The following is a 12,962-nucleotide window of genomic DNA, read 5'->3' as shown; positions in this document are numbered from 1 at the left end:
TGCCAGATACAAACAGAAATAACAAACTTTTTTCGCTTAAAATACTAGGTGCACTAATTTTTTCAAGCATTATCGTTATTAGTCAAATAAGTAAAAGCAAAGGGAAATTTATTAAGTCAAAAGATGTCCATTCATTTATTTCAGGAAACGAATATGAGCAAATGAGAATACGGGGTGTAATAGACACAATTTATGGGTATAATCGAGGTGAACCTATGGTTAGGATAGGTACCTATAAGGTAATTCTGGCTGTTCCCGGACCTTGTAGCGACTATCTCACGGCAGGAGACTCACTTGTAAAAAAATCCCACGAGAGCAGCGTTAAAATAGTACGAGCATACAAATCTTATACAGAAGTAACAATTTGGTCCTTTGACAATAGTGTCCTAGCAGGATTCACCTTGAAGAAAATTAAGTTACCTAGATAACATTTCGTAAAGTTCTTACCCCAATAGCTCAAATACTTTCCCCTTATTTTGGATTATAATGTATTCTATACCGTCGGCAAGCTGTGCAGCACGACCCGGCCCGAGGCTTCGAGCAATGCAAACCGTTGGCGGTCGGTAGTGGTCAGCGCGGCCACAAATTCGCTCTGGGTTTCGATGGTGCGCACCAGACGGGGGCCGTCCGCCGAAAGGTGGTAAAGCTCTACGGCCTGAATGTCGACTACGGCCACGTGCTCCGGGCCACGAAGCGCAGGTCCATGTTGGCAGCGCAGTTGGTTGCTATTTCCGGGGTTGGTTTGCGCTTGGCCGAGTTTTCGGGCTCCCACACCTGCAGGCCCGTTTGCGTGGCCACTGCCAGCTGCAGCTCGGCCGTGTAGGGCGAGCGGGCCAGCTGCACCACTGTTCCGCTTAACTCATGCGCCGCAATAGGTCCCATGATTTCGTCCATGACAACCAGCCACTGATTCCAGTAGGTGTAACTCCGGGCAGCATCAACAAACAACTCACAGGGCCAAGCCCGCTCAACGGACGTAAAAGTCGGCGCTGTTTTCGTCAGGTCGTAAGTCCAGGTATCCAACAGTTGGCCGGTGCCGCTAAACCCTTGCTCCTGCACCGTATTGCCGTCCTGCAAACTCATCGAGACGATGTTGCCATGGGGCAGCAGCGCCACCCGGCGGGCCACTCCGGCAACCAGGGCGGGCACTCCACAGTGAGGCTTTCGGTGAAGTACTTGTTTTTGGGCAGCACCTTGGTGTCCAGCAGTACCCCGCGGGACGGGCGCACCAGAATGCGGGAACTCTGCCGGTCATCGGCTACCAGCACCACCCGTAGCCCGGGTCGATGGAGTTTGACCAGGAATAGTATTCCACATTGCCGTACCCGTTGCAGCGGGCCAGGTGCAGCTGGTCGTCGCGCTGGCCCAGTAGCAGCCACTGTGCCCCGTGGCTGGCGGCCGTGAGCCAGGTGATGGTTGCATCCAGCTGAAAGCCGGCCGGAGCGGTTGGCAGCGCGTCCCGCAGGCGCTTTTGCCGGCTGGTGGCGTAGCGGCTCACGTCGGCGCCTAGCAGCCGGTCGTCGGGCAAAAAATGGCGCAACAGGGCCAGGGGCGTGGTATTGCCGGCGGCAGCTTCGGCACTAACCACTTCGTAGGCTACGTCGCGGGAAGTGGTCAGGAGCTCGGCATCGGGGTGTTGTTCGTTTACGGCCGCCAGCACTTGCAGCAGGGTCACGCGCCGTTCGGTGGGCGTGTGCTGCCGATATACCTGGCGTACCTGCGCGCCGAGGTCAGGCTCGGGCGCCGCCGCGGCCAGGGCAAAGTACTGCTTGAGGCAATTTTCCGCCTGCCGGGAGCCAGCCCAGCCCTGCAGCAGCACCTGTTGGGCCCGGTCAGCAGCAGCGAGCTTGTCGCTCAGAATCCGGGCCGCGTCGAGGTGGTCCTGATTGCCGAGCAGCTTGTCCACGCTGCGCTCGTAGTGGCGGGCGGCCAGTTCGGGCTGCTCCAGCTGCCCGTATAGGTCACCGGCTTTTTCGTGCTGCTGCAGCTCCTCATACAGCTCCACGGCTTCCAGCAGCAGGCCGCCGTTTTCCAGGCACTGGGCGGCGAGGGGCAGGTTTTTGAGGTGGTCTTTGTAGAGGGCGGCGGCTTCGCGGTAAAAGCCGCCCTGCTCCAGCACCTGGGCAGCCGCCAGATAGTTGCCCAGCAAGTGAGCCTGAATGTAGGCGGCCTTTTTGTAGCGCCCCGCCTCGGCTTCCTGGCGGGCGGCCTGCTCGTAGCGCTGCTGCAAATCGAAGCGGTAGGCGTCGATATTCCAGGAATCCACGGCCCGGCCTCCACCCAACCCCCGAGGCTAAAATCGGTAGCGCGCGGGCCCAGGTGGGCCGAGGGAGCCGCCGTGCCGCGGTCCTGGTAGGACCCGCCCAGAGGAATGGCGTATTTCAGGGCTTCCTCCATATTTTCCCCGAACAGACGCAGCAGCCGCTCTATCTCGTTCTGCCGCTTCTGCTCCAGGTCCTTGATGCTGCCGCCTAGCCACCGCTCCAAACGGCTTAATCCACCCGGGCCACCCGAGCTGCCCGTTGGGCGCCGCACCGGCTGCCGACTGGTGCCTCCGGAAGAAACCCGGCCACTCATAAAGCTGCCTATGCCCCGGGCCAGCAGCATGAGCACTACGGCCACTACGATGCCCATCCCGGAAAAACTACCATTGCCCACACTCACGAACAGGCCCAGGAATAACAGCACGAGCATTAATATGCCCACCGCCGCGCCCAGCACCTTGAGCAGCTCACTGCCAAAAAATCCGCGCACTGCCTGCACCACTCCCAAAGCGGCCACCAGAAGCGCATGGCGCAGGTTTAGCCAGAGCCGGGAGCCAGGCCCAGGCTGGCTTTCCTTGGAGCCCAGGAGCTGGGTAAGCGGCTCGGTGCCCACATCTTCCCGGATAGACTCTACCACTTCCTCGGCCGAGGGACGCAGGATTTCCACCCGCAGCAGGCGCGGCTTGGGCGGCAGGCCGGGCCGGGCCAGTCCCCAGTCGGTGGCCCGGGGCGGACCCGTGCGCAGCAGGGTGCTTAGGTCCAGCTCGTCGGCAGCCTCAAAGCCGATAAATCCGAGGCTGGGGTGCAGCAGCTGCCGGGGCCAGAGTAGCAGGCGGCCTAGTTCCTCGGGCGTAGTAGAAGGCCACAGCCCAGCCTGGACGGGCACAAACAGCCGCCCGGCCACTACGCCGTAGGGTTCCAGCAGGTCGGCAGGCAAGGGGGCGCTGGCTACCACAAACAGCCCGGCCACCTGCACCGACCGGATGGATTCGGGCACCAAGTAGCACTGCAGCTGGGCAGCATCCAAGTCCCAGCGGCCCATTTCGCGCAGCCAGGCGGCCGGGTCGGAGCCGCGCAGAAAAGCCGCGCACACCGGGCGCTGAGCCGTTTCGTGGTACCGGAGCGTGAGTTGCATAGGGGTTTGGTTAGTCAATCAGGCCACTGATGAAGCGACGCAGGTATTGCTCGTAAAATTCTTCAACCGGTATACCTGAGGCGGGCTCCGGCCCGGTAAAGTAGGAAGAGCCGCACACGGTTCCGTCGGCGGCCCAGGCGGCCAGCGGCCGGCCCAGGATCAGCGTCAGGGTCATTTCGGGCACGCTCAAGTCAGAGCTGCGCAAATGGAGCAGGCCCCGCGAATCAACAATGGCCTCGCTGCCGCCGGGCCAGCGGAAGCGCTGCAGCCGCACCCAGGCGTTGGTCGACAAAGGCTCCTCCTCCACGAATTGCGCCGATTTTAAATCCTCGGCCGCGTAATAGGAGCCCGGCTCAGTGCTCGTTAAATAGAGGTCGGCGTTACTTCGCAACGTGATTTTGTGGTTTCCTATGACCAGGTCCCGGGCTGTTGACTCCCATCCGCTTGATGCGCAGCAGCGGGGTGTAACCGTTGTTGATATGACGCTTAACCTGGCCAAAATCTGGCTTAAAACCACTGGTTTCGGCTTCCGGCAACCACGGCAACGCCCGGTCAATAACAGTCCGGCTCTGGCAGTCGAATACCAGGTTGCTGGCGCCGCGGCGCACGTAGAAGCAGCCCTCCTTGAACCGGACCTCAACTTCTGCCGACGTACTCAACTCGTTGTCCAGATCAATAAATTCCACGTCTCCACTTGGCTCGTTGACAGCAAACCGGTAGATGCGCAGCAGCTCGTCGGCCGTGACCAGCACGAACAGGTCCGTGTGCTGGTGGGAGCCGAAATAAAAGGTACCTGGCTCAATGCTAGGCAGCAGCTCCCGGGCTCCGGTACGCCGGTCGGGCCAGAACAGCACCCGGTTTGCGTCGGTGATGGCCAACACGCCGATGCGGTGATAAAAGGTATTGCGCTCCGAAACGCGCAGGCCGGTGGCCGGAAAAAACAGTGGGGCCGGCTGTTCCTGCACAAAGGCCGGCCCCACCGCTCGGGCGGTGGGATTCGGCGCGGCTGGCGCGGCACCGGCGCAAACAGCAGCTCTTCCAAATTGAAAGAAGTAGTACTGAGCAAGCTGCGGTAGCCGTTGTAAAACTCATAGAGCTGCAATTCCCCACTCCTATTTACCGTGAGCAGAAAGCGCAGCGTAGCGGTGGCCTCGGCCAGGGCCGCGGCAAAAGCGGGTTCCGTCAGCTGCTCAGCGGCGGTAATAAGTAGGGCGTCGGCTCCGGCATAGTCCGTCTGGTTGCGGGAAAAAACCTGCAGGGCCGCTCCCGGGTGCAGGGCGGCGTCGAGGCGGCCCAAGGCTTCTACCACGCCCTCGAAGGAATCCAGATCAGCCCACTCCACCAGCCGCCCGCCCAGGGCGTAGGCCAGCACCGGGGTCGGCTGGCGGCCGTGCTGGGAGTTGCGGGTCCAGGCCAGGGCGGCAGCCAGGGCAAATACCCGCGGCACACCCCACATCCGCAGGGTAGTATCGAGCAGCACGGCGCGGGGCCGAACTTCCGGCGCGGGCGGCGCTTCCCGCCGCAGATACAGCGCCTCATTGTTTACCAGGCGGGCCATCAGTGTCAGGTCGTCGTGGGCCAGCTCACTGAGCAGCAGCCGGTCGAAGTTGCCCCGATTTGCGACGTCGGCAATGCCCCCGAGCGGCTGCTCACTAGCGTGGTGCGTGTGCATCGGTATGCGCAGGGCGGCTACCAGGCGCTGGGTTAGCCGGGCCAGCCCAGCCGTGCGCGGGTCCTGGGCCAGCTGGTCGAGCAGGTCGGTGGGCTGCGCGGCGGGCTCTTCCGGCAACGCGGGTTCGGGCAGCGGCTTGGGAACCTGGTCGAGGCCGGTACGCAGGCGCAAGGCCAATAAGTCGGCACTGGGAAAGCGCTGGAAGGCCTGGTCGAGGCACTGCAAATCAGCCAGAAAGCACTCCACCGCAACGGCCGGCCCGCTGTGGCGCAGCGCCTCGTCCAGTCGGCCGCTCGCCCATTGGGCCAGGGCGCCCTGACTGTCGCCAAAGTCAAGGGTACGCTCGGCTACCAGCTGCTGGCCTTTGGCGGTCCGGCGGGTGCTTGCGGGTTGCAACACTTCCTGAAACAGCTGCAGCTTCCGGGGACCGGTGCGCAATTCCGGGGGCAGCTCGTGGACCAGGTCCATAAACCGGCAGGCCTGGTTGAGGTAGAACTGCAGCTCGTCGGTGCCCTTGTGGCCCCGGAACATGGTTGCCAGGCCTGCCAACACGCCCTGTCCACCCGAGGCGGGCCAGCCCTGGGAGCAGGCCGCCAGCAGCAACAGCACCGCACCCAGCGGCGGCAGGTTCTGCGCGGCCAGCGTGGCTATTACCACCTGCAGCTCGTCGCGGTAACTGATGGTGACGCCGTTTTGCCACTCCACGATTTGGCCCGAGTCGGCCCAGCGCCAGAAGTAGTTGGCTGGCGCCTGGAAGTACAGCAAAGCCGTATTGGTGGGCGGCGAAGTTGGCGTCTCACTCATGCGTTGAAGCTCTCGGCCGTTAACCGCACGGCGCTGCGGGTGACGGGCACCAGGTCCTCGGCCAAGATTTGCTCCCAGCGTCCATCGGCCCCAAACAACACCACGCCGTCGGCCGTCGGATTGAGCTTGCGGGCCAGCAGCGGAGCCAACAGCGGCGCTTCCAGGTCGAAGCCGGCGGGCAGCAGCAGGCCGTGCTGCTGCCAGTATTCCTGCCCCATTACCGGCGGCAGTGGCGTACCCAGCACCAGCACCTGCCCTTCCCCGGACACGGCAAAGCGGAGCCCGCGCAGTCGGATTTCGGGCGCAGTTTCGGCATAGGCCAGCCACTCAGGCAGCGTGGTGAGCAAGGCCGCGCCAGCTTCGGCCCGACCCGAAGGCAGCAGCCGCACCCGGTACGAGGGTGCAGCCCGGGCTGGTAAGGCAGCCGTGGGCAGCTCCAGGGGCATAAATTCGGCAATGGGCTGCCACGTACCCTGCGGAAGCAAGCCGGTGGGCGTACGGGTTCCCGGCGGAAAAAGCCGCTCCTGGGCATCGACCGAGTACGCTGCCGTGGCCGGCAAGGCCCGCAAAGGCAGGGGCAGCTCGTCGGTAGCCGGCAGGCCGCGCACCCACAGTTGCCCGGCCGTTTCGGTTACGCGCAAGCCGGGCACGGTGCGCACATGCCCCAGCGTGGCCCGGTCGGCACTGGCCAGCACGATTACCCGCTCCGTCATGCCTGCAGCACTTTCTGCCAGAGGGCATCCAGGGGCTCCTGCACGTAGCTGCGCTGCACCTCGTTGGGCAGCCACTGGGCCCGCCCGTGCAGGTAGCGCAGCTGATCCTTGATGACGGTGCGCTCGGCCAAAGACGTTTCGGCCTGGTCCCACTGGGCCGTCAGGGCTTGTACTTCGCTCAAGATGGCGTCGGCGTTGGGCGCTTCGGCTCCCAATGCTCGTGGGTGCTGGCCGGGCTGCTCATCAGCTTCGACAACGGCATTTACAATGCCGGCAATGACTTCGCGCTGCTCATCCGTGTCCCAGATATAGCGCAGCACCCACATATCCGACGGAATGACGGTGGTGCGCTGGCACAATAAGGCACTAGCCGCCAGCAGGCGCTGTAGCTTCACCGCCCGCCGGTCGGACACGGCCACACCGGCCAGGCGCAGCTTACTGATCAGCTCCACGTACTGGGCCCGCACCGGCTGCAGATCAATGCCGGGTATGGCGGCCTGCAGCTGCAACACGTCGGCGGCCGTAATCGTGGGGCTTCGGCCCCACCCCGCCGCTCCAGGTTCCAGCCCGCTTCGAGCACGTCGGCCAAGGACTCCGGGGCCACGTAGTCGCAGTGCACGCGCACCAGAAACCGGTCGAACAAGGCTTGCAGGGCCTCGTCTTCGGGCAGGTGGTTGCTGGCCGCTACCATGAGCAGGGCGGGCAGGGCGCGGGTTTCGCGGCCCCGCCGAAACACCCGCTCGTTGAGCACCATCAGCAGGCTATTGAGAATGGCGCTATTGGCATTCAGCAGCTCATCGAGGAAGATAAGGTTGGCCTCGGGCAGCATGCCTTCGGTGTTGGTCACCAAGTCGCCCTCGCGCAGCTTACGGATATCGAAGGGCCCGAACAGCTCGTTGGGCTCGGTGAAGCGGGTGAGCAGGTACTCGAAGGTTTTGCCTTCCAGGCGCTGGGCCAACGCCCGCACCAGGGCACTTTTGGCCGTGCCGGGCGGGCCTAGCAGAAACAGGTTTTCGCGGCCCACCAGGCACAAACTCATTAAGTCGATGATGTCGTCCTTGCCCACGAAAGTGGCTTTGAGGTGGCGCGTGACGAGGTTGAGCTTTTCGACCAGCAGCCCAGACTCAGCTAGCTTGTTTTCCATCAGTAGTTAAAAGAGTAAAGGCCTGAAAATCGGGCCAGAGCGTAGCCGCGTGGCCGCCCAGGGCCGCCTGCACCAGCGGCCGAAGCTGGTCTTGCCCGGCCCGGCGCCGGTCCTGGATCCGGATGATGCGGTCCACGTATTCCTGCCGCAGGGACGGATGAGCCAGCACCTGGGCTTCGGACTCGGGCAGCGGTAACTCTTGCCCCACCAGCGACAACGGCCACTGCCGGCCCAAGGTCTGCAGGCGGGCTACCAGCGCGTCGCCGGGCGCGAGGCCTTTGGCCAGGCGCAGCAAATCGGGCAGGTAGCGCAGGGTAAGGTCGGCAGAGTACACCACCTCGGGGGTGCTGTCGCCGGCAAAGTCGGTGAGATACTCTTGAATCACGATTTCGTCGAGTTCCCGCACCAGGGTCAGCAGAATGGTGTAGTACAAAATACGAGCGGCCCACAACGCGGCCGAAGCGTGAAAACCCGGAGCCGTGTGCGGCATTTCCCGGGCGTCCTCGGCGTGGTAAGTCTCTAACAACCTTCCGGCCGCCAGCAGATCCTCGGGGCAAACGGCGCGGGCCGGCCCACCAGCGTAACGGTGCCGGTGGTCAACAGGTCGTGTAAAAAACTGGTGAGCAGCATGATAAGCAAACGAGGATAGCGCAGCTGCCCTTCCGGAATAAGTCCTAGGATAAACGACTCCTAAAGTATTCTATTTCCGGCGTAGTCGGGCAAGCAAAGGCCGCAGACTGCGAAATTTAAGCTTATTGCCCACCGCCCGCAGCGGAGCCTGCCGAAACAAAAAAACGCTGCTGACCCGAAAGCCAGCAGCGTTGTAAATCAGTAGGCAAGCAGCTCAGCGAAACTGTTACTGCGCGATTTTCACCTTCATATCCGTGAAAGTACCGTTGATTGTGATGTCGCACTTGTTGCCGACGGAAACCACCAGCGGGTCGGTTTGCGCGGGGCCGTTACCTCGTAATTGCCGCTGATAAGCTGACGCTTGGCGTCATAGGCCGTGATGGTCACGTGCCCGGTCAGGACTTGCGTGAAGTTGCTGAACCGGAAAATTCGGTAGCCGTCGGTGTGGTAGGAATACGACACAAATACGGGGTTTGCGGGCTGGGCGCGGGACTTGAGCGAATACTGACCCTTCCAGTCGGGCTTGAGCTGGGCCCGCTCGATTTCGAAATGGGGCATGTCGGGCTTGGCCACAAAATCCAGGGCGAGCACCGTCGGAAACAGCCGGGCTTCACCGGTAATGTCCTGCTTCGGATGAATGATGGCCGCCCCGCCATTGGTAGCGGGGTAGTAGAAATAATGACTCAGTTCATACGTAGGCGTAGGGTCGGGCGTGGGGCCGGCTCCTCGTTTTTGTCGGAGCAGGCCGAGAGCAGGCTGCCGGCCGCCAGCAGGACCGTTGCGAAAAGGATACGAGTAGCGTTTTGCATAATGGGTGGAGTAAAAAGGATGTAAGCTTGATTTGCTGAGTTCGGCCTTTCCAAGGACTATACCAGTAACCAGCGCCGTGCCCGGCCTCCTACCCTGCTGCGACAATAGGTTGCGGCATTGTTTCACCAGTAATTTTGCCTTAACCGCCTGACCCTTTATATCTTATTTCCCTAATTGACCAGTCGAAATTTTCATGCCTTCCCCAGATAAAAACCTGGGTGGGGAGGCTGGTTGTAGCCCACGTTTTCGCGGGCCACGCCCAGGCGGTAGGCCCGGTCCTGCATCAGCGTCACGAAGCGGTGCTCGGTGGGAATGGTCGTGGTGCAAATCAGCAGGGCGTCGTTGGCGGCCGTACGCCACATCACTTCCTCGCGCCAGTCGCCCAGCAGGTCGGCCGAGAGGCAGGGCGTGGCCTTGCTGCCGTTGCAGGAAGCGGCATTCAGCGCCCGACCGTCGAGCAGCGTGGTCATTTGCCCGGCCAGGTAATCCCACTTGTATACCAGCGGGCCGTCGAGCAATTCGCGCTGCAGGTCGCCGTCCCACCACAGGCCGAAGTTGACGGCGCGCGGGGCCGGGCCGATTTTCTCGCCCCGGCAGGAACGCAGCCCCAGCTCTGGGCTGCTGGCCCACAGCTCGGCGCCGGGGTAGCGCGGGTCAATATCGGCGGCCATACCGCGGCCCACATCCTGGCCCGGCAGCTCGGCTAGGAGAATTTGGCCCGTGCCAGCCGCGTAGAGCGCCGCGCCAGGGCCGTTTTCGTGGCCGGGCACCTTGTCCTCATTTTCGTGCACGCCCCAGGCTTCCAGGCCCGGGGTGCCGGGGTCCAGGTCCGACACGTGCAGCGCGTCGCCGTGGCGCAGGCCGGTGCTGAAGAGGCCGCGGCCGTTGTCGTCGACTACCATCGAGCCGTACACGACTTCGTCGCGGCCGTCGCCGTCCACATCGTTGATGCTCAGGCCGTGGTTGCCCATGCCCGAAAACGGACTTTTAGCGTCTTTTGAATCGAACACCCAGCGCTGGATAAGCTGCCCGCCGCGCCAGTCCCAGGCGGCCAGCACGGTGCGGCCGTAGTAGCCCCGGCACATCACCACGCTGGGGCGGCGGCCGTCGAGGTAGGCCACGGCGGCCAGAAAACGGTCGGCGCGGTTGCCGTAGCGGTCATTGCCCCCGTTGCCGCCAATGCCGCCCCAGCCGTCGAGCGGGGCACGGCCGGGCACGTAGGCGGTGGTGGCCAGCGCCGCCCCGGTTTGCCCGTTGAAGACGGTAAAAAACTCCGGCCCGGCCAGGATGCGGCCAAACTTATTGTCGCGGACCGTGGCTACAGTTTCTCCAGCGGTGGGCACGGTGAGGCTGCGGTAATCCTTGGTGGCGTCGCCGATGGTTTGCCCCCGGCCATCGGTGGTACCGTCGGCGGTTTTGCAGGCCACTTCTGCTTTACCGTCGCCGTCGAGGTCGTACACCATAAACTGGGTATAGTGCGCCCCGGCGCGAATATTCCGGCCCAGGTTAATGCGCCAGAGCTGGGTGCCATCCAGCTTATAGGCATCCAGCAGCACCGGGCCGGTGAGGCCAGCCGAGCCATTGTCTCGGGCATTGCTAGGCTCCCACTTCAGCACAATTTCGTACTGCCCGTCGCCGTCGAGGTCGGCCACGGAGGCGTCGTTGGCCGAGTACGTATAGGGGCTGGTTTCGGCGCCGCTGCTTACGGTGCCCCGGCCGGAATGCGGAGCGGTACGCGCAGGAAGCTTTGGGGCCAGATGGCAGCCTGCTCAACCAAGCCGGATTTGGTGCCCGCCAGCTCTACGGAGTATGCCACAGCCGGGGCGTTACTCGATACGTCCACTTTATCCAGCCAGTTGGTGCGGGTAGTGGGTTGGCTGGTAAGTTTAACCTTTTGGCCGTTGCCCAGATGCCGGTAGAGCGTAAAGCTTGCCGTGGCCGGGTCAGAGGCTAGCAGGCGCCAGCTCAGGAAAATGCGGCCATCGGGTTGGGCTACGGCCACCAGACCCCGTCCCAGCCGCTCGGCCTGCACCGGAGCCGCGGCGGGTGGGTAGGCGTTGAACCCGCGCGGCGCAGCCCCGACGAAGCTCAGGCCGGCCGCCATCAGCATAATCCAGGCCGCACGGCAGCGCCTGCTGGGCAAAAATCGAATGTTTCCGGACGGATACGCGGCGCTCATATGGGTGGCAAGTAGAGGAGAAAACGGGAAACCCGGCAAAAAAGAAGCTGCCCCAAACCTGAGGCAGCCTCTCACCTGCATGAAATGTTGGCTTAGCCAAGCCAAGCTTAGTTGTAGCCGGGATTTTGCTCCCAGAAACCGGGATTGATGCGCAGCTCCTGCTGCGGGATGGGAAAAAGCAGGTCGTGCTCGTCCAGCACGCGGCCCGTACCCACGGCGTTGTCTTTCAAGAACTTGTTCATTACCGGCAAGGCCCGCTCGGTGCGCACCAGGTCGAACCAGCGCTGACCTTCCCCGGCAAACTCCCAGCGCCGCTCCCGCTCCAGGGCCAGGCGGAAGTTTTCCTTGCTCATGCTGGCCAGGGCGGGCACGCCGGAGCGGGTCCGGATGCGGTTTATCAGGGCCAGGGCTGCCGGGGGCACCGTAGCACCGGCGCCGGCTTCCTCATTGAGCACTTCGGCCTGCAGCAGCATCACGTCTTCGAAGCGTACGATGGGGAAGTTGTTGGGGTAGTCGCGGTTATTGACCGGGTCCTTAGTTCCTTTTTCCAGGAACTTGATAAACTGAGGCCGCAGCAGCACCGTGCCGACGCGGACGGCCGAGTCGACGGTAGCGGCCTTGCGCTTGTCGGCCTTGGGCCAGCCGTTGCCGAACAGCTCGGGGCCGGGCAGGGCGTCAATCTGGCTGGGCTGAAAGGGGGCGTAGGTGATAGGAAAGTTGTTGCCCTGGTCCCAGGGCACGGTGCTGCCCAGGCCGGTACCACCCGAAATGTACTGGACCTCAAACACGCTGAACTTGTTGTCGTTGGCCACCTTGAACAGGTCGGCGAAGTTAGTGGCCATGGCCCCGGCGGAGCCTTCCTTGGCCAGCACCTCCCCCAGCTGCTGCTTGGCCAGCGGCAGGGCGCTGCTTTGCTTGAGCGGGTAGCCGTACATGGTCAGATACACCTTACCCAGCAGAGCTTTGGCGGCCCACTTGGTGGCCCTACCCTTGTCGGCGGCGGCGTAGGTTTCGGGCAGAGCGTTAGCCGCGTACTCCAGGTCGGCCACGATAAACTTATAGACGTCGGCAAGGGCGGCACGCGGCACCTGCTTCGACTCCTCAATGGTCAGCACCTTGTCGGCAATGGGCACGGGGCCCAGTAGCGCACCAAATCGAAGTAGGCCAGGGCGCGCAGAAACCGGGCCTCGCCCTGAAACTGATTAACGCGGGCAAAAGTGAAGGGCTGCACCTTGGTCAGCAGCATGTTGGCGCGAAACACCAGCTCGTAGAGGTCGGTCCAGGTGGCCTGCAGCTGCCCGGTCTGCGACACGGCCGTGAAGTTACTGATGTCGCTGTAGTCGCGCTGCACGTTCAGGTTGCCGATGAGTACGTTGTCGGAGCGCACCTCGGCAATGTTCCAGTGGGAGCTCTGCGGAAACGACAGGGCCGCATTGTAGATGGACAGCACGGCCTGGTTGAGCTGGCCTTCGTCTTTGTAGAAGTCGTCGGAGCTGTTATTGGCCGAAGGCGTGATGTCGAGCACGTCTTCGCTGCAGGACGTAAAGGAGGCGCTACCCAGGCCGAGGGCGGCGGTGAAGGCGAGAATTTTAAGGGCTTTCATAGGAATGG

At 62.8% G+C, this 12,962-nt stretch carries 14 protein-coding genes and 2 pseudogenes; all 16 read right to left on the bottom strand.

All coding sequences use genetic code 11. The features are described from left to right. Positions 1-493: 493 nt before the first annotated feature. A complete protein-coding gene (locus tag MUN79_RS17140) occupies positions 494-676 on the bottom strand; it encodes a hypothetical protein (protein WP_244673875.1) in 183 nt (60 codons plus the stop codon). Then, positions 667-1,149, bottom strand: a complete 483-nt coding sequence (locus MUN79_RS17135; RefSeq protein WP_244673874.1) for a hypothetical protein — start codon at positions 1,147-1,149, stop codon at positions 667-669. The genes MUN79_RS17140 and MUN79_RS17135 overlap by 10 nt, the downstream gene beginning before the upstream one ends. Before the next feature lie 109 nt (positions 1,150-1,258). Continuing rightward, entirely contained in the window at positions 1,259-1,906 is a 648-nt protein-coding gene (locus tag MUN79_RS17130; RefSeq protein ID WP_244673873.1) for a hypothetical protein, read from the bottom strand. Further along, a complete protein-coding gene (locus MUN79_RS17125) occupies positions 1,855-3,399 on the bottom strand; it encodes a bpX3 domain-containing protein (protein ID WP_244673872.1) in 1,545 nt (514 codons plus the stop codon). The genes MUN79_RS17130 and MUN79_RS17125 overlap by 52 nt, the downstream gene beginning before the upstream one ends. Before the next feature lie 10 nt (positions 3,400-3,409). After that, positions 3,410-3,790, bottom strand: a complete 381-nt coding sequence (locus MUN79_RS17120; RefSeq protein ID WP_244673871.1) for a hypothetical protein — start codon at positions 3,788-3,790, stop codon at positions 3,410-3,412. Beyond that, positions 3,780-4,085: a hypothetical protein gene (locus MUN79_RS17115; RefSeq protein ID WP_244673870.1), complete on the bottom strand. Its 306-nt coding sequence runs from the start codon at positions 4,083-4,085 to the stop codon at positions 3,780-3,782. The genes MUN79_RS17120 and MUN79_RS17115 overlap by 11 nt, the downstream gene beginning before the upstream one ends. Further along, positions 4,055-5,875 (bottom strand): hypothetical protein, encoded by a 1,821-nt coding sequence (locus tag MUN79_RS17110; RefSeq protein WP_244673869.1) that lies wholly within the window; start codon positions 5,873-5,875, stop codon positions 4,055-4,057. The genes MUN79_RS17115 and MUN79_RS17110 overlap by 31 nt, the downstream gene beginning before the upstream one ends. Next, complete coding sequence (locus tag MUN79_RS17105; protein ID WP_244673868.1) at positions 5,872-6,588, bottom strand: hypothetical protein; 717 nt, start codon at positions 6,586-6,588, stop codon at positions 5,872-5,874. The genes MUN79_RS17110 and MUN79_RS17105 overlap by 4 nt, the downstream gene beginning before the upstream one ends. Next, the gene (locus MUN79_RS17100; protein WP_244673867.1) at positions 6,585-7,100 is read right to left on the bottom strand and encodes a hypothetical protein; all 516 of its coding nucleotides are present in this window, start codon (positions 7,098-7,100) and stop codon (positions 6,585-6,587) included. Before MUN79_RS17100 ends, MUN79_RS17105 begins: the two co-directional genes overlap by 4 nt. Continuing rightward, positions 7,031-7,732 carry an AAA family ATPase gene (locus MUN79_RS17095; RefSeq protein ID WP_244673866.1) on the bottom strand — a complete coding sequence of 234 codons (702 nt, stop codon included), beginning with the start codon at positions 7,730-7,732 and terminating at the stop codon, positions 7,031-7,033. Before MUN79_RS17095 ends, MUN79_RS17100 begins: the two co-directional genes overlap by 70 nt. Continuing rightward, positions 7,713-8,362: pseudogene (locus MUN79_RS17090) on the bottom strand (conflict system bpX4 domain-containing protein). Before MUN79_RS17090 ends, MUN79_RS17095 begins: the two are co-directional and overlap by 20 nt. 246 nt (positions 8,363-8,608) lie before the next feature. Beyond that, positions 8,609-9,298, bottom strand: coding sequence for a hypothetical protein (locus MUN79_RS17085; RefSeq protein ID WP_244673864.1), 690 nt, complete (start codon positions 9,296-9,298; stop codon positions 8,609-8,611). 65 nt (positions 9,299-9,363) lie between these two features. After that, positions 9,364-10,824 (bottom strand): rhamnogalacturonan lyase, encoded by a 1,461-nt coding sequence (locus MUN79_RS17080; protein ID WP_244673863.1) that lies wholly within the window; start codon positions 10,822-10,824, stop codon positions 9,364-9,366. Positions 10,825-10,874: 50 nt separating this feature from the next. Beyond that, entirely contained in the window at positions 10,875-11,282 is a 408-nt protein-coding gene (locus MUN79_RS17075; RefSeq protein ID WP_244673862.1) for a rhamnogalacturonan endolyase family protein, read from the bottom strand. Positions 11,283-11,458: 176 nt separating this feature from the next. Next, on the bottom strand, positions 11,459-12,193 hold the full coding sequence (locus MUN79_RS17070) for a RagB/SusD family nutrient uptake outer membrane protein (protein WP_244678350.1): 735 nt from the start codon (positions 12,191-12,193) through the stop codon (positions 11,459-11,461). Positions 12,194-12,349: 156 nt separating this feature from the next. Next, a pseudogene (locus tag MUN79_RS17065) lies at positions 12,350-12,954 on the bottom strand (RagB/SusD family nutrient uptake outer membrane protein); the annotation flags it as partial. Positions 12,955-12,962 lie beyond the last annotated feature (8 nt).

Origin of the sequence: Hymenobacter cellulosilyticus, from assembly GCF_022919215.1 — a bacterium.
GTDB classification, from domain to species: domain Bacteria; phylum Bacteroidota; class Bacteroidia; order Cytophagales; family Hymenobacteraceae; genus Hymenobacter; species Hymenobacter cellulosilyticus.
The sequence above is the reverse complement of the archived record's forward strand: the minus strand, read 5'-3'. Positions and strand labels throughout refer to the sequence as shown.